The following is a 22,160-nucleotide window of genomic DNA, read 5'->3' on the forward strand; positions in this document are numbered from 1 at the left end:
CCTCAGGGCAGACAATTCTAACCGATTTGAAAGAGATAAGAGAATGCCCAGCAACCCCACGACCAACTTGGAAGTTTTCCCAAACCCCGCGCCGGCGCGGGATTATCATATCCATATGGAGATTCCGGAGTTTACCTGCCTTTGTCCAAAAACCGGACAACCGGATTTTGCCACCTTGATTCTGGATTACATTCCGAACGTAAACTGCGTTGAGCTTAAAAGCCTCAAGCTCTACATCTGGTCTTATCGGAACGAGAAAACGTTTCATGAGGCTGTAACCAACCGTATTGCCGATGACCTCGTTGCTGTCCTGGAGCCAAGGTATTTACGCCTCACTGCCAAATTTTATGTGCGCGGCGGTATTTTTACCAATGTCATCGCGGAACATCGGAGGCCGGGCTGGCAACCGCTGCCGGCAGTAGAGCTGGCGGCATTCGGGGCTCAGCCTGCAACACGAGGATAATTTCTTTTTTGCGGGTAGCAGTCATGCATGGGGTCAGGCTCCGCCGTTATTGCCCACTTGTTGCTTTTTGATAGGTTGCTTTTGGCGATTTGCTGCCCCGAGATAATCTTTGTGCAGCTTGATTAAATTTTAGAAAGAGGCCTTACCCGACGAATTTTTTCCAATAAACCTCCACAAACCAATAAAACCTCGACAAAAGGTTAATAATAATAAGCATGGAAGTCCAACGGCTCACTTCAGTTTTGATTATCAGCCTCACGCTGACAACCGCAAGTTTCGCAGCAAACGCAGATGAGCATACCGATCAGCCAATTGCTGAGTTTGCGCAGGACGATACGCACGACACATCCGCCATTCTTCCCATTGCGGAAAACGATCCTGTCATTCCCCCCGCCGAAACGAGCCTCCCTGCCGGCAAGATAGCACCTTCTCTCCCCGTTGATCTATGGCAACGCATTCGTAATGGCTTCGCCATGGCTAAATTGGATAGTGAAAAGGTGCGCAGCAACGAGGATTTTTACGTTGATCGTCCCGAATATATCAAGCGCATCGTCGAACGCGGTAAACGCTACCTCTTTCATATCGTTGAAGAGGTGGAGCGCCGCGGCATGCCTGCCGAGATCGCCCTGCTGCCTATCATCGAAAGTGCTTTCAATCCAAAGGCATATTCCAATCGAAGTGCCGCCGGCATCTGGCAGTTCATCCCATCCACAGGTAAGAATTATGGCTTGAAGCAGAATTGGTGGTATGACGAACGCAGGGACATAGTCGCCGCCACCGGCGCCGCACTTGATTATTTACAAAACCTTCATCGCATGTTTGGTGACTGGGAACTGGTGCTGGCTTCATATAATTGGGGTGAAGGTGCAGTGGGACGCTCGCTCATGAAAAACCGTAACAGCGGGCTTCCGGAGGATTTCCGTAATATCGCGCTGCCACCTGAAACCCGAAACTATGTTCCCAGGCTGATCGCAATCAGAAATATTATCTTGAACCCGGCCGCCTTCGGGATTGAGCTTGAATCCGTCCCCAACGAGCCTTATTTCGGCCGGGTCGAAGCGACCCGCCATATGGACGTAAAACTGGCGGCAAGGCTTGCTGAAATTTCTGTGGATGAGTTTAAAGCGCTTAATCCGGGCCATAATCGGCCGGTCATTAATATTGACGGGCCTCGTACGCTGCTTCTTCCAGCGGAAAAAGTGGAGGTCTTTATGGAAAATCTGAAAGTTCATGACAGACCCTTGGTATCGTGGCAAGCCTACGAGGCAAAAAAAGATGAGACGATAGAAAAAATTTCGATTCGATATGGGATCAGCGTCGGGCGACTGAAGGAAATCAACGATATTGAGACGGGCGGCGCGATAATGGCAGGACAAACTTTGCTCGTTCCCCGTAACGGAAGTGCCGAAGGGATGGATATTTCTGTTATGAGCAACAAACCCGCCACGCCGAAAATGCTCGAACACAATTTCGTCTACGCCGTCAGGAAAGGCGATTCACTTTTGGGCATTGCCAAACGTCATGACGTCACGGTAGGGCAAATAATGTCATGGAACGGTGGCACAGGCCGTCTGCTGCAAATCGGCCAGAAGCTCACGCTAAAGCACAAGTTTGTGGATAAAACAGCGCTACCTGCTACTGAGGCAGGACCTGCTTTGCCGGAAAAAAAACGCATGTGAGCGTGCATGTAAACGTATTGCCCGGCACTCGATGCGTCGGATTCATACGAACCAAACCGCACTTAAAGGACCAAAACGCGCCAGGAAGAGATTGCCAGGTGCTAGAAACAAAAAGCCACGAAGCGCGGACTCAACTCTCTATATAACTCAGAATAAGGCTCTGCTTAAGCAGTCTCGCCATGAGGCGGCGCTATCAGCCTAAGCCGATCAGTAGCGTGCCCGGTTGCTGTGCTGACAGTTCCAGACTTTGCTGATCAAAAAAATCCCGCTCTTACGGGAAGGTTCAGGAGCTCACCGAACGCTCACTGAACGGCAGGTTTATCACTCGTATTGACTCTTGAAACAAGCTCGGACTGGCCCTCGAAATAAGCTGCAGCGTCAAGAATGGGCTTGGGGTCGCCGCCTTGTCGGGCGACAATCTCTGCCGTCTCTTTATAGCCCTTCGCCAGCGATTTTGCCTGCTTGGGAAACAACGGTTCTCCTGTCTTTAGCTTGAAGTCATTCGCCTTTCGTATCTTCTTTCTAGCCTCGTCACTGGCTTGCTGAGCTGCATTATCAGTTTTTTTCGATGCCGTCTGTGCCGCCACCGGGGTTCCTGCGACAATGAAAATGGAAAGCGCAATAACCAGCAGGATGCGAAAAGCCGAGAAGCGGTGCATACTCATTGATTGAGCCCGCGGTCGACAATATGCGCCGTAGAGTTTGTACCCACGTTAACAGCGCCGATAAATTGGCCTCCGTACAACTCTCCGCCAGAGAGTCCCGTGACATGAAGGTTCGGTACCGCTTTGTTTGCAGACAAGATAATCTGATTGGTCGTGCGATTCCATTGCGCATGGATAATCGCAGACTTGACGTTGAGAGTTTCCGCGGTACCGTCACCGATCAGATAATATGGTAAATTCCTGACGGGTAAATTAAACAGTTGTTCATATTCCACGAAAACCGCATTGAGCCAGTCAAATTCCAGCGTATTACCGCTTTCGTCATATCTAGCCAAGTTCGCCTGATGGAAAAAATGAGGCCACCTGCTAAATGTCAGCATATGTCGTAACGCCATATCTGCTTCCACCATGAGGATTTCAGCATAATTCCGGGGAGAGCAGATAGCTTCGGGTATTTCACATGGATTTCGTCCCGCATTAACAAATCTCCCATTGTAAATATAGTTGTACTCATCTTCCAACTGGGATGGATTCGTCACATTATAAAAAATATTGGTTGGCCAGCGTGGCAACATCAGTCGATCCGTTCCGCTACCATCTTCGTACTGAGCGATATATTGTTCGACGTTCTCAGCCTGCTGCGATGCGTCGGCGCCGAGATACTCCACGCCCACGCTGGCCGCCGCTTCAAGGAATAGCGGATTGGCGCCACCCGCATCAAATGCTATGTCATCAGCTTGAACGTCAAACATATCAGGGTGCAAAGCAGGATCCTCCGTGCATTTGCGGTCTTTCAAGCCCGAGTGGGCGCCGCTTATCAGCACTCGGTTGTTTTGACTTCTTTCGGGAAGATCCAGAAGCGCCCAAACCGCCTGGTTCTTGGTAATTTCCGCGCGAATGGCCGCGACGTTGGTAAATCTAGCCTCATCACAGGGGGCATCCGCTGGAATCGGCGCCTTATCCAAATCCGCATGAGTGAAGGTATGGTTGATAAAACGAAAATCTCCTTTATTGGCGACCACCGCCGCGACCAGGTCTTCCGTCAAGTTTGCGGCCAGCGGCGCCGCTTCTGGATCGACAACCGCGCCCGAACCGTTGAACGGAAAATCCAGCTTGAAATTACCGGCTAGTGGATGTGCGGCACGAAACGCTTGCTGTCTACGCACTGTATTATTGATGTCAGCGCCGTTCAAACGAAAGGTCATGACAGGATGTTCTTTCTTCAGAGCGGGATCCCATAATTTACTGCGGCGAAACAAGTCGTCCATATGGGCAGCCATATAGACAAAGCGTGAACCCACGAATATGCCTTGTGTCACCCAGTTGATGAACTCGTAGACCAAAACATTAGAATGGACCAGGAACGGCGCGTTCGTGATAGTCGAGATCATCACCTCGCGTACAGGCGTTGCCTGGGAAGGCAGCATGTATCGCACGATCGATATCAACGCCTCGCCATTTCGGGTTCGCAGAATGGGATCAACGTGCGGCACAGAACCATCCCGCATGCCGCTGGCATCATTTCGAGGGTTGGCCGTGAAGGCAAAGTCTGTAATTGAAAACGGACTCGCCCGGTTCACGTACTCAAAAACCTCCTTGCTATAGATGGCAGGCACCGTCCACTTGGCATCGAAGTCATTGCCGCTCGACGAATAGACAAGACCATAATCCAGATAAACTCCATGAGGAGGTTGCGGATCCGTATAAGTGGCTGGCCATCCTGACAGCACCGCCTCGCGTACGCCAAAGTTTTTCTGGTAATTATGCAGTATGTCCCATTCTGAGGGCGTGAAGTTGGGGACCAAATCGGCATCGGAAAGGATAACGCCGTTATAGTTTCCTACACAGCCCACATCCCCAGCCTTGCAGCCGACGCCGGCCGAAGATGAGGCAAGCATGGGGGCCGTTAAATCCTGTGTCTGGGCATTTAACACATCGTACGGCACTCCCATTTCATCAAGGACCGGCTTGATATAGGCGAATCCCAGATCTTCCGCTACCTCACCTGTCGTGATTACCAGTATTCTCAGCTTGACGGCATTATCAGAAAACGCGGATGGCGCCACAGCAGCTAAAGCCAGCCACATGGCCGCTGAAAGGAGCAGCAGGCGTTTTATGCTCAGACTCTGCTTCATCAATAAAATCTCCTTATCGGAGACGAAAACCAAAAGAGTCCAATGAATTCCTCAAGATTAAAGATTGATTCTGTCCATTAATCTCACACTCCATCGCCACCCCTTAATCGACAATAAGTCGCGCACTCACATTTGACAAGAAAACCTATGCCAGATTCTCCTGCATTACAATAAATGATAACCGGCTATTATATTGCTCTGCTCAGCAGGAAGAAGAAAAAAAGAGAAGGAAGTCCACTGAGCAAAAACCTGGATATGTCCGCGTAAAAGATATAGTTCGCAATCCCGTTCTGCATCCTTTAAAAAGGAAACTTAACGAGCAAGCATTGGCCAATAAACATTGGTATCTACCGACAGCTCCAATTTTCGAGAAGACTTCTGATACCTATCCTGATGCTTTCGGCCACTTTTACGCGCGATAAGGAGACCAATCAGGCCAAGCGCAAAGAGCGCTAATGTCGACGGTTCAGGAACAGCGCTAATTTCATTGGGGATGATTCCGCCCTCGCCCTGATTTCCGTTTCCACCGGTGCCGCTAATGCCGGAACCATTACCCATACCCCCGCCATCCGAGTTATCAAAATCGAACCAGCTATCGGCATCCCCGTTACCTCCAATACCAGTACCAGGGTTAGTACTGTCAGAACCTGTACCGGCACCAGTGCCTCCTGCGTGGCTTTGACCAGTACCACCACCGCCTCCGCTTCCACCAAGGCCGCCGCCACCGCCACCGAAGTCGCCACTATCCACAATGCTCTTATGGGGATACAAGCCAGCGCTTCCGCTACCCCCGGGCATTAAGTCTCGGCCCCTGCCACTCCTGCCAGAACCGCTACTGCCGCCCGACCCAATCTCTTCGGGGCAAAGACTTCCTCCTCGCTTGTGCGACTGCTCCTGCCGTGGTTGCAGGCAACCGTCTCGCGAACTTTGCCGAACTATTGCAGGCGCCACAGCCGGTGAGGTTTTCCGAATAAATGCCTGTGAATTTTTTTCGACTGTTAGCGGATCCTCTAGTGAAATGCCCAACATGGCAAAAAATTCATCTGCGGCATTTTTGTCTTCACTTGATTCGACAATGTGAGTCACGTCGATGAGATCAGCAAACGGATGGTCCAGGATGAGAAAAGTCGCCATATCAAGACCCGGTAAATCGCTTCCAAAAACCGAGTGGAAGCCATAAAGTATATCGATTCCGCCCGGATAATTAGCCGACGGCGCAGCATTCGCGGCAGTGTGCTGGTTCCACAAGAGAGGATTTGCAGGTATCCGAGCATCATCATCCCCCGTGCTGATCCTGGTGAGATCGCCGTATTGCGCGTCATAGGCATCCCCATCCAAAGAAGGCGCAAGGTCGAGCTGAAATATGGGAAAAGCATGGGCGTTTGCAGAAAATAAAAGTATTAAAAATACCCCTGCTCGCAAGAAAATTTTTATGCTCACTTTACGCGTACTCCGATTTACCGATGCTCATCTGATAACTGAGGTAAAAACTTGAAGATCAGCGCGGTCCGGGCAGCGCGATCAGCAGTTCAAGCCCAAGAAAAAAGCCTTTCAAGTCATGTGCGCATCATAACAACCTCGGCAGTAGGGTCAATTGGACCTTGGTACACCTTCAGGCGCAAATGGATTATTACGTTCCGAGTTCAAGGACAAATTGGCGCTCCATCCTATCGGCGAGCAGGAAGCACGGACGAAGCCGGTAAGGGCAGGAAGGAAAAAATTACCGGTGAATCTCGGGCAGGAAGATATGTTCTGACGGACGTGCAGGGTGGAATCGAATAACTACGCTGAAGAAGTCCGTGGTAATTGAACACTCGCTCTTCAGGAGGCCTGGTAACAAAACCGCAGCCCATCCAGCATGGGTGATCGGAACCACATCAATACGCGCCATGATAGCAAGACGTACCGGCTATTTGATGACGTCACCGCGACCTGTCGCCAAAAACGAAGATTGGACGACTATGATAGTGATACGGAGTCACTCAGGAAGGGAAATCCTGACCTGGCGAACCTACCTGCTCTTCATGGACAGATGCGGCAAATGTTGGAACTATGACAAACGTCCCATCCTGCCGCTTTGGTAATCGGTAATCGCCTGTCTGATTTCCTCTGGCTTGTTCATAACAAAAGGGCCGCTTCCCACAATTGGTTCGTCGATCGGTTCACCGCAAAGCAGCAGCGTTGTTGCGTTTTGTGCGCTATCAATGCAAATCTGGTCGCCAGCCCGATCAAACAGACCAACCTCCCCCGCCCGGATCGTTTCAGAACCATTCACGTTTACCGACCCTTTGAGCACTACCAGCAACGTGGTGTACCCTTCGGGTGTCGGGAGGCAGAATGACTGCTCACTCGCCAAACGAAGATCCCACACATGAACCGGCGTAAACGTTTGCGCCGGCCCCCTTATACCGCCAAACTCGCCAGCGATGATGCGCAGCGTTCCATAACCGCCGGGGAGATCCAGCGCGGGGATCTCCCTATTCGATATGCTTTGATAGCGCGGTGAGGACGTTTTGTCTTTTGCGGGCAGGTTGACCCACAACTGCACCATTTCCAGCGTACCGCCTTGTCGCGCAAAATTGCCGCCATGAAATTCTTCATGAACCAGGCCGGAGGCCGCCGTCATCCATTGCACATCACCGGGACCAATAATGCCGCCACTGCCGGAGCTGTCGCGATGCTCCACCTCGCCGCTATATACGATAGTTACCGTCTCGAATCCGCGATGCGGATGTTCACTGACACCAAGGCGTTTTTCTGTTGGCGGAAATTCCATCGGACCAGCATGATCGAGAAGCAGAAAAGGGCTGATCATCGGCCCCAGGTTCGAATAGGCGAAAAGTGTTCGTACGGGGAAACCGTCGCCAACCCAGTGCTGCTCTCCCCCGCGCTGGACGCGCGATAATTTTTTGGTGGATTTTCCAGCTGCTATTTCAAGTATCCTCATGACATTCTCCCGCTTCAAGGTGAATAGTAGGTTAATGGGAAACTGACCTGGAAAATACATTCAGGACAATTACGCCAGCGACGATAAGCGCCAGTCCGAGCATAGCGAAACCATCAAGCGTTTGCCCGAAAGCGAGCCACGCAATAAGCGTGACAAGCACGATACCGGCGCCAGACCAGATAGCGTAGGCGACTCCAACGGGGATTGTGCGTAGGGTAAGAGACAGGAAAAAGAAGGCAGCGGCGTAGCCGGCTACCACTACAAGGGACGGCCACAATTGCGTGAATCCGTTACTCGACTTCAAAGCGGAAGTCGCAATAACTTCACTGATAATTGCGATAGAAAGGAAAAGCCATTGCATTGCCGGCTCCTGCCTGATCGGCGTACGGAATTGACTTTATTAACATCATACGCCAAGTGGCGACATCGGCGATAATCGGAACGCCACCCAGATGCTTTATGTGCGTCACCGTACCGACCAGATTTTTGCTCCTCAATAACGTTCAAAAATTCAGACGCGCGGCTGCTGGAAATCATAATCCATGAGTTGCAAGCCGACAAAAAATAAGCAGAAACTACAGACTACCTCATCCTCGATCAAGACTCTAAAAAAGGGAATACCGTGCCACATCTTTCTATCATCGCCGCAACGTTGTTGTTATTTACATCAGTGGTCAACGCTGCGGTAACCGAGGACGCTTATATTGCCGGTTATGCCGCTGGGATTCTCAAGCATGGTTTCAAGGTCGAAATACCGACGTTGATCGTGCGGGAAGGCATCATTACAGTTCCGGCGAATAAACTGACACCGGACAACCGTATCTCGATTGTGCACGCACTGTCACAGATTCCGGGAGTCACTGCGGTTACTGTGTCTGAAAGTATTGCCGGTGGTTCCGCGCAGCGCGATGCATTCAAGCCTATTCAGCAACGCCCCGCCACCTCGCAGGAACCGGGACCGGAAGAGGCAGTTGCAAGTGAAGGAGTGCCCGCAGCGGGTCCAGCGGTTCTCGCAACCGGAATGCTGCCTGAAGGTCATCTGTTCAAGCCATTGCTGGCTGATCCCCGTTGGGCTCATTTCTCCGCCGCATACCGTAATTATGTTGGAAACAACATTGATGGAAATAACAATGGCGCTGTCAGCTTCGGGGAAACGATTCCGTTCTACCGCTCTAATTTTGGAAACTCGACGGTGCAATGGGAAGCCGGCCTCCAGGCTGCCGTCTTCAGCGACTTCAATCTCGGTGCGCCCTCTGCGGATCTCATCAATACCGATTTTATAGCTTCGGCCTACGGAAGTATGCGAGCGGGCAACTTTTCGGCTTTCGGCCGCGTCTATCACCAGAGCTCGCATCTTGGCGACGAGTTTTTGCTGCGCAGGTTAACCAATTTCGAGCGGATCAACCTTAGCTATGAAGGAGCCGATCTCAGGCTGTCGTATGAGCTCCCGTATGGACTACGAGTCTACGGCGGAGGAGGAGGCATTTTTCACAAGGAACCCTCGACAATCAAACCTTGGTCAATACAATATGGTGTCGAGTTCAGAAGCCCCCGGCGAATCGAGGTTGTATCAATGCGACCGATTGTAGCGGTTGACATCAAAAACCATGAACAGAATGACTGGAACGCCGATGTATCCGCGAGGGCGGGCGTGCAATTGGATCACTTCCAGGCATTTGGTCGAAAACTCCTGTTCCTGGTAGAATATTTCCACGGAAATTCTCCCACCGGGCAGTTTTTCAGACAAAGGGTCGACTATCTTGGTTTTGGCGCGCACTACCATTTTTAAACCCTGGCCGGCAAATGCTGCATGGATGCACTTCCACTTCCTGGCAACTGCACTTCAACCTGATTACTCGGTGGGACTATTGCTGAGCAAGTCGATGAGCTCTGACCGCGTGGCCCGGTAGCGGCTGTTCCAAGATTTCCTACGCATGTCCAACACCATTCAGCGGGCCTATCCGTCGCATGCTTACGATGCACTGCTCCGGCATGGCTTCCATCCCGTACTGGCTCGCGTCTATGCTGCGCGTGGTATCGAAGAGCCAGCGCAACTCGAGGTGGATTGGTCCCGGCTAATCCCATTCAGTCGCCTGAAGAATATTTCACTAATGGCGCGATTTCTTGCCGAGGCAATCCTGGCTCGAAAACGTCTCCTGATCGTAGCCGATTATGATTCGGACGGCGCCACCGCTTGCGCCGTTGCCATCCGCGCTCTTAGGCAATTCGGCGCGGTAGTCGATTATCTTGTCCCCAACCGCTTCGAATACGGTTATGGCCTAACACCGGAGATCGTGCGTCTTGCAGCCGGCGCCGTAGGCGCAACGGCAACCGGCGGGACAAGCCGTCCCGACATACTGATCACGGTGGATAATGGCATAGCCAGCGTAGAAGGCGTAGCTGAAGCCAACCGTTTCGGTATGCAAGTGCTTGTTACCGATCATCACCTGCCCGGGGATGAATTGCCGGATGCCGCAGTGATCGTGAATCCAAATCAGCCCGGCTGCGATTTTCCCAGTAAACATCTCGCCGGCGTCGGCGTAATGTTTTATCTGATGCTGGCGTTACGGGCAGAGTTGCGCGCAAATGGAGTTTTTCGCGCCCCTCAAAAGGAACCTAATCTTGCCATCCTGCTGGACCTGGTTGCGCTGGGCACCGTAGCCGATGTCGTAAAACTCGATGACAACAACCGGATTTTAGTACACCAAGGTTTGCAGCGTATCCGCAAGGGGCGCGGCTGCGCAGGCATCAACGCTCTCCTGCAAGTTGCGCGACGGGATTTTCAGCGCGTATCCGCCTACGAACTGGGTTTCATGTTGGGGCCGAGATTGAACGCAGCGGGACGGCTCGACGACATGTCGCTAGGCATTGAGTGTCTCATTACAGATGATGCATCCCGCGCTTCGCAAATTGCCCTGCAACTCGATACGCTTAACCGCAAACGCCAGGAAATCGAGGCGGATATGCAGGATAGTGCGTTAACGATGCTGGAGAATGCTCTCCTTCCGGTACCGGCTCCCCAATCACAACACCCAACTATAAAGGCGCCGGATACCCATAGCCTGAGCCTGTTCGATCCAAGCTGGCATCAAGGCGTGATAGGCATACTTGCATCGCGCATCAAGGATAAGTTCCATCGCCCAGTCATCGCATTCGCACCAGGCAGCAATGGCGAATTGAAGGGTTCGGGGAGATCCATTACGGGATTTCATCTAAGGGATGCACTGGATCTCGTTTCAAAACGCTATCCGGGCCTTTTGCTGAAATTCGGCGGCCATTCAGCCGCGGCTGGGCTGACCATACTTACCGGTGATTTCGAAAAATTTCGCGATGCGTTCGAGCAAACTGCGCAGGCGCTGCTCGCGCCGGCTGATCTCAAGCGCATTATTGAAACCGACGGTGATCTGGACGAATCCGAAATGAATCTGGAACTGGCACGGCATCTTACGGAACAGATATGGGGCCAGGGTTTTGCGCCGCCCACATTCAGTAGCCGCTTTTGTGTGGAGGATCAGCGTGTGGTTGGGCAAAGACATTTAAAATTAAAACTGAGGAGACAGGAAACAAAGATCAGGGATGGCGAGCGAATGAAGCCGAAGATTCTTTATGACGGCATATTATTTTCCCACGCAAGTCCTCTTCCAGATGTCATAGAGGCGATTTACCGGCTACAGATAAATGAGTTCAACGGCAGTTCCACCTTGCAATTCATCCTGGAGCATTGGTTTCAGCCTGTGCCTGATGCTCAAGTTACGCTTTCTCAAGAGCGATGAACCTGATACGCCGTTTTTTATCGCACCGTATTTCTGCCGGAGGGCGATGAAAGAAACATACTTTCGCAGCCAGCCATCCGTCTGCTGGATATACGGCATTATAACTGTCATATAATGTCTCTCTTTTTTATGTGGAGCGCGGTGTTTATTGGCCGCGGCTATTGAAAACAGTACAGATGCCATTCAAGTTGACTATTCCCCAGTCCGGTTCGATGATCCGCTATGGTCATTTCGACGGTTCCGGTGATGCCCTGGCTCTGGCAAAACTGGCGCAGGAAGCAAAACCTATCGCCATCATCACGGCAAGCGCGCTCGCCGCGCAAAGGCTGCTGGAGGAAATCCCTTTTTTTGCCCCCGAGTTGAGAACACGGCTGTTGCCGGACTGGGAGACCCTGCCCTACGATACCTTTTCACCTCATCAAGATCTCGTTTCCGACCGGCTTGCCACGCTTTACCAGCTCATGAGCGGCGCCTGCGATGTACTGATCGTTCCTGTCACTACCGCGTTATACCGAATGCCACCGCGAGAGTATCTGGCAGCGCATACTTTTTTTCTCAAGCGGGGTGAAACGCTTAATCTGAACACGCTACGCGGCCAAATGACTTTGGCGGGTTACAGCCATGTAACCCAGGTGCTCTCGCCGGGTGAATACAGTGTGCGCGGCGGGCTGGTAGATCTGTTTCCAATGGGTAGCCCGCTGCCCTACCGGATCGATTTGCTGGATAACGAAATTGAAACCATCCGTACGTTTGATGTGGATACGCAGAGAAGCGTCTATCCCGTCACGGAGATACGATTACTGCCGGCGCGTGAATTCCCTCTCGACGAAGAAGCCCGCAGTCGTTTTCGAGGTCGTTTTCGCGAAAATTTCGAAGGTGATCCATCGAAAAGCCGCGTCTACAGAGACATAAGCAAGGGTGCTGCGCCTGCGGGCATCGAATATTACTTGCCGCTTTTTTTTGAGGATACCGCGACAATCTTCGATTACTTGCCGCAAACGACGCTGATATGCCTGCACCATGAACTCCACCCGGCAGTGGAAAACTTCTGGCGCGACACCCAATCACGCTATCAGCTTTTGCGAGGCGACAATGATCACCCATTGCTGCAACCGGGAGAATTATTTGTCACGACGGAGGCTTTCTTCGGCGCGCTGAAGCCCTACGCGCGCATCGAAATCCCATCCGATGCTCAAACCTCGAAAGCCGAGACTCAAAGTTGGACCCGCTCGCTACCACTTCTTCAGATTGATCGCCGCGCTGACAATCCAGCTGAGAAGCTTGATATATTTATCGCAGAATTCGCCTCTGAGTTCACCTTTCCCGCCGGGCGAACATTGCTATTGGCAGAAAGTCTCGGCAGGCGAGAACTGATTGCAGATCATCTGAAACAGTATGGGCTCGATACCGATATCTGCGATAGCTATGCGCAATTTCGGTCAGGCGACAAACCTTTCATGCTTGGCGTGGGGCCCTTGCACAACGGTTTTATATTCCGTGGCGAAGGAACAGCCTTCATTACCGAAAACGAGCTGTATGCAAGACATTTGCACGGCCGTCGCGAACGTGATTCGCGCAAAACTTCCGCAGTGGCCGATGCGATGCTGCGCGATTTGTCCGAGATCAAATCCGGTGACCCGGTTGTGCATGAGCAGCACGGCATTGGCCGTTACCTCGGACTGGTAAGCATGGATATGGGAGAAGGCGCAACAGAATTTCTATCGCTTGAATACGCCGGTGGAGATAAGTTATATGTACCGGTTTCGCAACTGCACCTTATTGGACGATACAGCGGGGCGACGCCTGAAGCTGCGCCGCTGCATAAACTCGGCAGCGGCCAATGGGACAAAGCCAAGCGTAAAGCGATGCAACAGGTACGCGATACCGCTGCGGAACTGCTGAATCTTTATGCTCAGCGTACCGCTCGTGTGGGCCATGCGTTCAGGCTCAGGCAGCATGATTATGAAGCATTTGTTGAAGGTTTCGGGTTCGAGGAAACGCCCGATCAGGCCGCCGCGATCGATGCGGTAATCGAGGATCTGGCTTCGGCCAAGCCCATGGACCGCCTGATCTGCGGAGATGTTGGTTTCGGCAAGACCGAAGTGGCGTTGCGAGCAGCCTTTGTCGCTGTTGCGGATGGTAAACAGGTGGCTGTACTGGTACCCACTACGCTCCTGGCTGAGCAGCATTTCCAAAACTTTTCCGATCGCTTCAGCCTGATTGCGAACGAATGGCCAATCAAAATTGCGGAGCTGTCGCGTTTCCGTTCGCCGAAGGAACAAACCCAGGCGTTGGCAGGGTTGGCTACCGGGCAAATCGACATTGTCATCGGTACGCATAAACTGGTCCAGAAAGGAGTGAAATTCAGTAACCTGGGCCTGGTCATCATCGACGAGGAGCATCGCTTCGGTGTGCGTCACAAGGAGCAACTGAAAAGTCTGCGTTCTGAAGTGGACGTGCTGACGCTCACCGCCACACCCATTCCCCGCACGCTTGCCATGTCGCTGGAAGGTCTGCGTGACTTTTCCGTAATCGCTACCGCCCCGCAAAGGCGGCTCGCCATCAAAACTTTTGTCAATCGTTTTTCCGAGGGCATTATTCGCGAAGCATGCTCGCGCGAATTAAAACGCGGCGGGCAGATATACTTTCTGCACAACGAAGTGAGCACCATTCAACCCATGCATGACAAGCTTGCACAGTTGTTGCCGGAAGCGCGCATAAATATTGCCCATGGGCAAATGCGCGAACGCGAACTGGAACATGTGATGAAGGATTTTTATCAACAGCGCTTTAATCTGTTGCTTTGCACAACCATCATCGAAACCGGTATCGATGTTCCCACCGCCAATACCATCGTCATCAATCGCGCGGACAAATTCGGTCTGGCGCAATTACATCAGTTGCGCGGACGCGTAGGCCGCTCCCATCATCAGGCGTACGCTTACTTATTGGTGCCGGAGGAAGAGGCGCTTGGAACACAAGCCAGAAAACGTCTGGAAGCCATCCAAGCCATGGAAGAGCTGGGCGCGGGTTTTTATCTCGCCATGCACGATCTGGAAATTCGTGGCGCTGGCGAAGTACTGGGGGAATCGCAAAGCGGCGAGATGCAGGAAATCGGCTTCACTCTCTATGCCACTATGCTTGATGCTGCGGTTCGATCATTAAAGGAGGGCAAAGAACCCGATATGCAGCATCCCCTGGGCGTTGCAGCCGAAATAAACTTACATGTTCCCGCGTTGCTGCCTGATGGCTACTGTAATGATGTACATGAACGCCTGGTATTGTATAAGCGCATGGCGAACTGTACAAGCGATGATGGACTGGATGATATTCAGATAGAATTGTCGGACCGCTTCGGCCTCTTGCCGGACCCCGTCAGAGCACTGCTGGATTGTCATCGCCTGCGTGTTGCAGCTACGCCATTGGGAATTACGCGCATTGAAGCAAGTGCCGACTCCATCCAGGTGCAATTCATCCCCAACCCGCCGGTTGATGCCGCAAAAATCGTCGCGCTCCTTCAGCGCAGCCGCGATTATGAGCTTTCCGGTCCTGATCGCTTGAAAATAAAAGCACGCATCCCCGAAGTGAAAGAACGGGTAACGCGGATAAAAAGCTTGATCACCGAGTTGAATGGCTGAAAATCCAGTTGCGATTTGACGCGGAGTCGACTATGCGTTTTGGTATTCCTTCAACTAAGTACCATTAGCCAAGTATTGTTGATGATTACGGCGTTTCCCTTTTTTTACAAAAATAAATAGATGCCCAATTGCAGCTTTTCAGGATAATCGCCCTTCATTCGGACATAACTTGTCCGTTAATAATCGTTTATGCCGGAAAACTATCCTGATGGCGTGGCTAAGGAGTATTAAAAGCAAACTTGTTGTGTTTGCCATGATGGCCACACTCATCCCGTCGTTAGGGCTGGGATTGTTGTCCTTTCGACAAAATGAGGCGCAGATAAGCGATAACGTAACCCGTGAACTTCGCGCCATGACAAATTATGCCAGCCGCGAAATAAAGCTCTGGATTGATAAGCGTGTCCATGAGGTACACGTAACATCCACGTCCAATGTCGTCATAGACGGTTTATCGGCAATTAGCCGCCCCGAAGAGAGCTTACCTGGTGGAAATCCGCAAGCCCTCGCACACTATCTGCGATCGGTACAGGGAAAACTCGACACAATACTGGAACTGACTGTCGTGGATGCGACGGGTAAAGTCGTGGCGAGCAGCACGCAAGCGCCGGCCAGAGTCACACTCCCCAAGGATTGGCCCCAGAGTTCCCTCACAGAAGGCCTGGTGATTGCACCGCCTCGCTGGAATACGGGATATGCTACCGCCACACTTAGCGTTGCGGTTCCGGTATTGTCCTACGACGATCTATTGATGGGCGCGTTAGTGGCCGTGCTTGATCTTCACGGCTTGCAGCCCCGCCTGAAAAGCGCGATAAAATCTCCATCGGGCGAAGTGATCCTGCTTGATTCAGACGGCAGAGCTCTCGCCAGCAGCCAGAACGACACAGATAAATTGCAGCAGCTGGATCCTTCCGTGCTGCGGCATCTGCTCGCGCAACCGGGCAACTCCATGGCCTTTCAAGGCCTCACACATCGCAACGTGATCGGGTTGGCTGAGGTATCCGCGGAGCCGGGGGTCACCATTGTGGCAGAGCTCGATCGCGCTGCAGTCTATGGCAAATGGATAGAACTTCGAAATATGTTTCTGGGGCTGGTAGGCGCACTGGTTCTGGTAGTGGCAGCCGTGGCCTTTCAGATGGGCCGTTCAATTGTCGTGCCGTTGCAACGGCTGATCCGTGCAGCGGACCGCATTGCCGGGGGCGACCTGGAGGTACGGCTTTCTGCAAAACGAAATGACGAACTCGGTCGCCTTACGGTGGTATTCGATCAGATGGCGGACCGGTTGCGCCAAAGCCACGCCGAGATTATGGCCGCTAATGAAGCCATGCAGCAACAGAATCAGGTCCTGGAGACGCTTTCCATCACCGACAGCCTTACCGGCCTGTACAATCGCAGTAAGCTCGATGCCATTCTGGCCGATGAGCTAGCGCGCTTTAAACGCACCCAACGGCAGTTTGCATTATTAATGCTGGACATTGATCACTTCAAGACATTAAACGATACCCATGGCCATATCACCGGCGATGAAATTCTGCGAAGCGTCGCCCGGATACTTCTTCAGTCTGTCCGTAGTATCGACTATGCAGCACGCTACGGGGGTGATGAACTTATTATTATTCTGGTTGATACTTCCGCAGACCTGGCCGCGAAAACTGCAGAACGCATCCGTTCCCAAGTAGAAAATGCGCAATATGGCAACAACGGCTCGACGATTGCAGTAACGGTGAGTATCGGTATCGCACAGTGTCAACCCGACGACATGACGCCAACCGCAGTGTTCGCCCGCGCAGATCAAGCACTCTATCAAGCAAAGCGCGCGGGTCGCAACAGGCATATAGCGATCATTAATCCTGGTTTGTCCACCGCACCTACTGCTTGCCCAAGTAGGCTTCCACCAGCGTATTGAGTACCCATCCCGACCGGCCATCGGCCGAGATCAACAGCCATTCGCCCTGATAGGCATCCGCTACCATAAGGGATTCCTTCTTCAATACGCCCAGCACTGCGGCACTTAAACCGGGCTTCTGGCGCAGATTGCTATTGGCAGTGGCACGAAGCGGGAGTGGAACCTGCAACGAGACTGTTATTTGATGCGACTCCGAGCTCTTGCGACCTTGGGTGTTTGTTAGCATGTTGATAAACTCACGAGCCTGCGCGGCATAATCCATGGCGACGGCATAGTTGTCCTCTGCGTACGATGTAGCGGCCGCATCCAGAAGGCGCGCTGCCTGAGCTTGAAGTACCTGCGCGGAGCCCGTGATTGGTGATGATTTCACGTTTTCCATGACCATTTCAACTTCCGCAATAGTGGAGGCGGCGGCGGGACGTGTAGCCAGACGCCTGAGTTTCACCTGGGCGTGAGCAGCCTTGCTGCTGGTTTCCTGCAATGTCTTTGCCTGGTCCTGCTGCCGGGCTTCCTGGCTGCGGATTTGGGCCTCCTTTTCCGCCACCAACTTCTGCAAGCGTTCGATTTCCTGCTGCTGCACCTCTTTTTCCACAAGCAGTTTTTGCAGGCGCTCGATTTCATGCTGTTCCCCAACACATGGAGACCAGAGGCTGCGGGCAATCTCGGCTTCAGAGGGAGAAGCTTTTGGAAGAATGCTGCATCCCGTCATAATCACGCCGATAAGCACGAAGATCATCCAGTCCGGCATTTGTCTTGGCTGAAGCTTTAAAAGACTGTAGTGCTCCACTGATCGCTTCAATAGTCCCATGACTCGGTTACTCCGGATCGATCCTGATATTGGTTGAAACAGATATTATCGCTCAGTTCCGGTTTATGTGGTACGCATCACCATTTTCACTGTATGGTCTAGTGCTAGCCAGGCAAAACTCGGCGGCGCGCAGACTTGCTATGCCACTCATCGAACAGGCAGCAGATATAGCAAGTATGAGTACATCCCCATTTGCTTGATCTTCAGGACCTGTGAAAGCTCTTTTCGAGATCATAAAAATACAAGGCGACATGGGTAGATTGTACCTTCAGCCAGGCATGGATTTTAGGGTATCGGCTAAATCTCCAACCACCGAATAAATAGGCTCCGGCAATTCGATGTAGAAGTTACTAGCGATTGCTGGCAAAATGCTGGGTTGCCGGAAAAATATTAGTCCCGCTACATTGGCCTTTTCCGCAGCATAAAACTGCGGGGAACCTGCCTCGGACCGCCCTACAGGTTTACAGAAAGGCGTACAGGAGCGGCTACTCCATCTGTGTTCTCTCTTGAAGCAGTAGCACGCCTGGGCTGACCAGGCTATCTTCCAGCGCTTAAAGGGACTGGAAGCATCTTTAACAATAAATGGAACGGTATATGAATCTAATAATACAAGGGCTTGAAATAGCAAACAGTGATTTGAGAGAGTTGGCGAAACTTGCCGGCGCTAACCATATCGAACGAATCACAGGCCAGGCGTTTCGGCTGGAAAACGCAACACGCCGCGAGCTTGTTGCTGAATACTGCGCTGATGCCGAACTGGACTTTGCGTTCGTCGAACAAACGGCGCAGCTTTCCGATTTTGGGCTGGTTGCGATGGATATGGATTCTACGCTGCTTGCGATCGAGTCCATTGATGAAATAGCCGACATGCACGGGATGAAACCTCAAGTGTCGGAAATTACACAGAGAACCATGCGTGGCGAAATCGTCTTTGCGGAAAGCTTGAGGCAGCGCACCGCCTTGCTGCAAGGGTTGCACCAGGATGCATTGCAGCAAGTTTACGATGAGCGTGTGCGATTAAGCCCCGGTGCGGAAATAATGCTGCAACGGATGAAATTTGCGGGTCTCAGGACCATGGTCATTTCTGGCGGATTCACGTTTTTTACGGACAGAATAAAAACAAAACTGAATCTCGATTATGCCGCAGCCAACAAACTCGAAATTGCGGATGGAAAGCTCACCGGCAAGGTAATGGGAGAAATCATCGGCGCCTCGGGAAAAGCCGAAGTGCTAAAAAGTGTGCGCGAAAAGCTGGGCTTGAGGCGAGAGCAAGTAATCGCCATCGGCGATGGCGCCAATGATCTCAAAATGATGGAAGAGGCCGGGGTCAGCATCGCTTATCATGCGAAGCCCATCGTACAGGAGAAGGCTACTTATGCCATCAACCATGTGGGTCTCGATGGAGTAGCCAATTTGTTCACATGGTCCGCGTCATCCTGATCATGCAATAACTCGTTACGTAAAAATAGCGTTAATAGCTGAACGCAGCTTCCACCAGGAAGGTGCGTTGCGGATAGGGGTGAAAAACAAAGGCCTTGTCATTGTTCAGGTTGGTAATACCGAACGAGAATCGGCTTTTAAGGCCGCTCTGGAACTTGTGCCGATAGCTGGTTTTCAAGTCCATGAAAAAGAAATCGCTCTGAGACCCGAAAACGTTATTCACATGATCCCGGTTATCGAGATCGTTAAACGAATCACTGGTATAACGGCCTGAAAATGCAATATCCCATGCCTCCGTGGCATGATAGGTGGTGAAGAAATTTGCGCGCCAGTGCGGTAAACGGATACGCTGTTTGCCATCGAGATTAAAATCGGCATTTGCGCCTGTCGGATCCGTGAATCTGACAATCCCTCCCTTGTCCACTTTTGCATTCATCCAGGTACCGTTGAACATGAAGTCAAATTTAGATCCAAGGATACGCCGTTGATCGAAAATAAGCTCAACGCCGGTGGTACTGGTCTGATCGATATTTTGAAATGCACTCGAAGTGAGTGCACCTGAGGCTCGCTGCACTTGCTGGATAGCATCTTTGATATCGTCGCGAAACACGTTTACGCGGACGTAACCCTTAGGTAGCGCGTATTCAACCATGAAATTGTGATGCACGCCATTCTCGGGCCTGAGCAGCGCATTGGCTGTAAGAATGCTGGTCGGTGAGCTGAGCGATTGAAACAACTCGGCAATTACGGGGAATCGGTGGGCTCGGCCAAAGGAGTAACGGAGTTTCAACGGTCCAGGCTCATAGCCCAGCGAAACTTTGGGTGATAACGCGGATTCCGCGCGATCCGGTACTGAAGTACTTCCGACAACACCGTTGGACGCCGACCACCACTCCTGGCGCGCTCCTGCTGTTACATCCCAGTCAGGCAGGAAACGATATGCGGATTGGGCAAAGACCGCATGAGTCGATGTCTGGCCATCATTGTTCCGGTTGGCCTGCAAGGGGCCGCGAGTGAGCGTGGCATAGTCCGTCAGATCATACTGCCGAAAGCTTAAATTGTATTGATCAAAATGATATCCGCTCAGAAATGATAGTTTCTCGTTGCCTAGCAGCGCTGGCGTACTTAGCTTGAGGTCATAGTTCAACCAGCTGAATTTCTTGAAATCCTGAATCTGGCCCGCGCCAGTATTTGCGGGATCCTTTGGACTGAAAAAAGCTGAGGCGCGAGTATCTTTCAGGACATCGAAATGGCTGATGGTCGTGTCGATATTCCAGTTTGGAGTGAGAGCGCCACGTAGCTGCAGTCCTAGATTCAGCGTCTCTCGTTTGTCCTGGCTGCCCCCAAAACCACGTTGCGCGACATCGAACCGGGTCCCATCCAGGGAAGCGTTACCTTCCGTATTGCAGCAGGCCGGCACTGCCCCTCCCCAAAACGGCTGTCCAGTCGCGTCGCTTACGTAGTTGCGGGGACGATTCTGGCTGCGTGTACGATCCTCATACGCCACTGTGAAGATAGCTTGGAGATCCGTAGTGATGTCGTAACCGAACTTGCCCTTGAACAAGTGGGTTTGTACCTTTTCCGGTCCGGTATCGCCATAGATGATGCTGGGCGTACCGCGTGTATCGGGTGTCCGTATGCCACCCGTGACGGGAGTTCCGCCTGGGACATCAAACAGTCCCGTATTGTCGATGAAGTAAGACTGTGGATGGCTCTGCGCTTCAAGACGGTTGTAGGCCAGGAATACTGTAAACCGGTCCTGAATCCGGTTGCCATACGATACGTATTGCCGATCGCCTATGAAAGTTCCCTGATCCGGCCCGTAGATCTTGTAGGGCTGAATAAACAGGCTGCTCTCGACATAAAATTCCTGCTTGCGCGGCATGCGCGTTTTTATGTTTACCACACCACCGATGGAGTTGCCGCTATATTCCGCCGAGAAGGGTCCATAAACAACGTCGACGGAATCGATTTCATTTGGGCCTACCAACGACCAGCGCGGCGCACCGTTAAAGGAAGCCTGCAGAAAATTGTGCAGCGGCAAGCCATCGGCATAGACCATATTGCGCGCGGTCGAGAACATATCCGCACCCCGAATGCCGAGAACACCGTTGGGATCACCGACATAACGCTGCCGGATTTGCAGGCTCGGCTGATATTTCAGTACCTCCTCTGTGGTTTGCGCATTTTGCAGCTCGATCTGTGACCGGGTCACACGCGTCGAAGGCGAAGTGTAATGTGTATCACGCTCGGTCTCGCCGGTAACAACCATTTCCTTGAGTACCGTGTCCGGTTCGCCGCCTTGCGCGGGATTATCCTTATTTCCATCCTTGCGTTTGTTCTTGCCGGAAACGTCGCCCGCCGCTTTCTCTTCAACACCGGGAATGGAAACGGCGCCGGAAGCTGCTTGACTTGTATCTTCCGCCGATGAAGCCGGGCTGCCTGGCTGCACGGTTAACCCGCTGGCGGCGCCAGCGGAAGGGGGTGCCTGGGTGGCAGTTCCCTCGGCGCGAGAACCCTTATTTTCTTGTTTTGGCGGAAATTTTTTTGATTGGTCCGAATCTTCGGCTGCCGAGACCGGAGATACCCAAAGCAAACCTACCAGGAAAAACGAGAAAGATCTCATATTTATTTTTATATTATGTGATCGCTCTTACTGATAACGATCAACCAGGATCTTTACCAACATATGCTTCAAACGTTTCGTCA

At 52.1% G+C, this 22,160-nt stretch carries 15 protein-coding genes; 8 read left to right on the forward strand and 7 right to left on the reverse strand.

The features are described 5' to 3' along the window. Positions 1–43: 43 nt before the first annotated feature. Together queF and BUA28_RS01950 are read left to right on the forward strand one after the other, a co-directional pair. Positions 44–463 carry a preQ(1) synthase gene (queF, locus tag BUA28_RS01945; RefSeq protein WP_072766447.1) on the forward strand — a complete coding sequence of 140 codons (420 nt, stop codon included), beginning with the start codon at positions 44–46 and terminating at the stop codon, positions 461–463. A 215-nt stretch (positions 464–678) separates the two neighbouring features. Continuing rightward, positions 679–2,142 carry a transglycosylase SLT domain-containing protein gene (locus tag BUA28_RS01950; RefSeq protein WP_072766448.1) on the forward strand — a complete coding sequence of 488 codons (1,464 nt, stop codon included), beginning with the start codon at positions 679–681 and terminating at the stop codon, positions 2,140–2,142. Positions 2,143–2,444: 302 nt separating this feature from the next. Here the strand turns inward: BUA28_RS01950 and BUA28_RS01955 are convergent, their stop codons facing one another. From BUA28_RS01955 to BUA28_RS01965, 3 genes are all read right to left on the reverse strand, one after another. Continuing rightward, positions 2,445–2,807: a hypothetical protein gene (locus BUA28_RS01955; protein WP_143148411.1), complete on the reverse strand. Its 363-nt coding sequence runs from the start codon at positions 2,805–2,807 to the stop codon at positions 2,445–2,447. Continuing rightward, positions 2,804–4,942: an Agd3-related carbohydrate deacetylase gene (locus BUA28_RS01960; RefSeq protein ID WP_072766450.1), complete on the reverse strand. Its 2,139-nt coding sequence runs from the start codon at positions 4,940–4,942 to the stop codon at positions 2,804–2,806. Before BUA28_RS01960 ends, BUA28_RS01955 begins: the two co-directional genes overlap by 4 nt. A gap of 312 nt (positions 4,943–5,254) precedes the next feature. Beyond that, positions 5,255–6,382, reverse strand: coding sequence for a PEP-CTERM sorting domain-containing protein (locus BUA28_RS01965; RefSeq protein WP_072766451.1), 1,128 nt, complete (start codon positions 6,380–6,382; stop codon positions 5,255–5,257). Between the two features lie 154 nt (positions 6,383–6,536). Here BUA28_RS01965 and BUA28_RS15735 point away from each other — a divergent pair, with 154 nt between their 5' ends. Then, the gene (locus BUA28_RS15735; RefSeq protein ID WP_178297843.1) at positions 6,537–6,698 is read left to right on the forward strand and encodes a hypothetical protein; all 162 of its coding nucleotides are present in this window, start codon (positions 6,537–6,539) and stop codon (positions 6,696–6,698) included. A 294-nt stretch (positions 6,699–6,992) separates the two neighbouring features. Here the strand turns inward: BUA28_RS15735 and BUA28_RS01975 are convergent, their stop codons facing one another. Beyond that, the gene (locus tag BUA28_RS01975; RefSeq protein ID WP_083569827.1) at positions 6,993–7,889 is read right to left on the reverse strand and encodes a pirin family protein; all 897 of its coding nucleotides are present in this window, start codon (positions 7,887–7,889) and stop codon (positions 6,993–6,995) included. Between the two features lie 31 nt (positions 7,890–7,920). Further along, positions 7,921–8,250, reverse strand: a complete 330-nt coding sequence (locus BUA28_RS01980; protein ID WP_072766453.1) for a DMT family transporter — start codon at positions 8,248–8,250, stop codon at positions 7,921–7,923. Between the two features lie 261 nt (positions 8,251–8,511). Here BUA28_RS01980 and BUA28_RS01985 point away from each other — a divergent pair, with 261 nt between their 5' ends. The 4 genes from BUA28_RS01985 to BUA28_RS02000 all read left to right on the forward strand — a co-directional run bounded on the left by BUA28_RS01985 (position 8,512) and on the right by BUA28_RS02000 (position 17,203). Then, positions 8,512–9,678, forward strand: coding sequence for a DUF1207 domain-containing protein (locus BUA28_RS01985; RefSeq protein ID WP_072766454.1), 1,167 nt, complete (start codon positions 8,512–8,514; stop codon positions 9,676–9,678). A gap of 145 nt (positions 9,679–9,823) precedes the next feature. Next, positions 9,824–11,662: a single-stranded-DNA-specific exonuclease RecJ gene (gene recJ / locus BUA28_RS01990; protein ID WP_072766455.1), complete on the forward strand. Its 1,839-nt coding sequence runs from the start codon at positions 9,824–9,826 to the stop codon at positions 11,660–11,662. Positions 11,663–11,838: 176 nt separating this feature from the next. Then, positions 11,839–15,300 (forward strand): transcription-repair coupling factor, encoded by a 3,462-nt coding sequence (gene mfd / locus BUA28_RS01995; RefSeq protein ID WP_072766456.1) that lies wholly within the window; start codon positions 11,839–11,841, stop codon positions 15,298–15,300. Between the two features lie 208 nt (positions 15,301–15,508). Beyond that, entirely contained in the window at positions 15,509–17,203 is a 1,695-nt protein-coding gene (locus tag BUA28_RS02000) for a sensor domain-containing diguanylate cyclase (RefSeq protein ID WP_256598200.1), read from the forward strand. Here the strand turns inward: BUA28_RS02000 and BUA28_RS02005 are convergent. Continuing rightward, the gene (locus tag BUA28_RS02005; RefSeq protein ID WP_072766457.1) at positions 17,166–18,011 is read right to left on the reverse strand and encodes an SH3 domain-containing protein; all 846 of its coding nucleotides are present in this window, start codon (positions 18,009–18,011) and stop codon (positions 17,166–17,168) included. The genes BUA28_RS02000 and BUA28_RS02005 overlap by 38 nt on opposite strands. Before the next feature lie 594 nt (positions 18,012–18,605). On the opposite strand from BUA28_RS02005, the gene serB reads away from it, so the two are divergent. Continuing rightward, positions 18,606–19,451 carry a phosphoserine phosphatase SerB gene (serB, locus tag BUA28_RS02010; protein WP_072766458.1) on the forward strand — a complete coding sequence of 282 codons (846 nt, stop codon included), beginning with the start codon at positions 18,606–18,608 and terminating at the stop codon, positions 19,449–19,451. 31 nt (positions 19,452–19,482) lie between these two features. Here the strand turns inward: serB and BUA28_RS02015 are convergent, their stop codons facing one another. Continuing rightward, positions 19,483–22,077, reverse strand: coding sequence for a TonB-dependent receptor (locus BUA28_RS02015; RefSeq protein WP_072766459.1), 2,595 nt, complete (start codon positions 22,075–22,077; stop codon positions 19,483–19,485). Positions 22,078–22,160 lie beyond the last annotated feature (83 nt).

The sequence above is a fragment of the Nitrosospira sp. Nsp11 genome, assembly GCF_900142705.1.
Taxonomy (GTDB): Bacteria; Pseudomonadota; Gammaproteobacteria; order Burkholderiales; family Nitrosomonadaceae; genus Nitrosospira.

What these genes read in the sequence shown, in the direction of transcription:
- queF (WP_072766447.1), top strand. Translation starts at nt 44, where the DNA reads ATGCCCAGCAACCCCACGACCAACTTGGAAGTTTTCCCAAACCCCGCG.
- BUA28_RS01950 (WP_072766448.1), top strand. Translation starts at nt 679, where the DNA reads ATGGAAGTCCAACGGCTCACTTCAGTTTTGATTATCAGCCTCACGCTG.
- BUA28_RS01955 (WP_143148411.1), bottom strand. Translation starts at nt 2,807, where the DNA reads ATGAGTATGCACCGCTTCTCGGCTTTTCGCATCCTGCTGGTTATTGCG.
- BUA28_RS01960 (WP_072766450.1), bottom strand. Translation starts at nt 4,942, where the DNA reads ATGAAGCAGAGTCTGAGCATAAAACGCCTGCTGCTCCTTTCAGCGGCC.
- BUA28_RS01975 (WP_083569827.1), bottom strand. Translation starts at nt 7,889, where the DNA reads ATGAGGATACTTGAAATAGCAGCTGGAAAATCCACCAAAAAATTATCG.
- BUA28_RS01980 (WP_072766453.1), bottom strand. Translation starts at nt 8,250, where the DNA reads ATGCAATGGCTTTTCCTTTCTATCGCAATTATCAGTGAAGTTATTGCG.
- recJ (WP_072766455.1), top strand. Translation starts at nt 9,824, where the DNA reads ATGTCCAACACCATTCAGCGGGCCTATCCGTCGCATGCTTACGATGCA.
- mfd (WP_072766456.1), top strand. Translation starts at nt 11,839, where the DNA reads ATGCCATTCAAGTTGACTATTCCCCAGTCCGGTTCGATGATCCGCTAT.
- BUA28_RS02000 (WP_256598200.1), top strand. Translation starts at nt 15,509, where the DNA reads ATGGCGTGGCTAAGGAGTATTAAAAGCAAACTTGTTGTGTTTGCCATG.
- BUA28_RS02005 (WP_072766457.1), bottom strand. Translation starts at nt 18,011, where the DNA reads ATGGGACTATTGAAGCGATCAGTGGAGCACTACAGTCTTTTAAAGCTT.
- serB (WP_072766458.1), top strand. Translation starts at nt 18,606, where the DNA reads ATGAATCTAATAATACAAGGGCTTGAAATAGCAAACAGTGATTTGAGA.
- BUA28_RS02015 (WP_072766459.1), bottom strand. Translation starts at nt 22,077, where the DNA reads ATGAGATCTTTCTCGTTTTTCCTGGTAGGTTTGCTTTGGGTATCTCCG.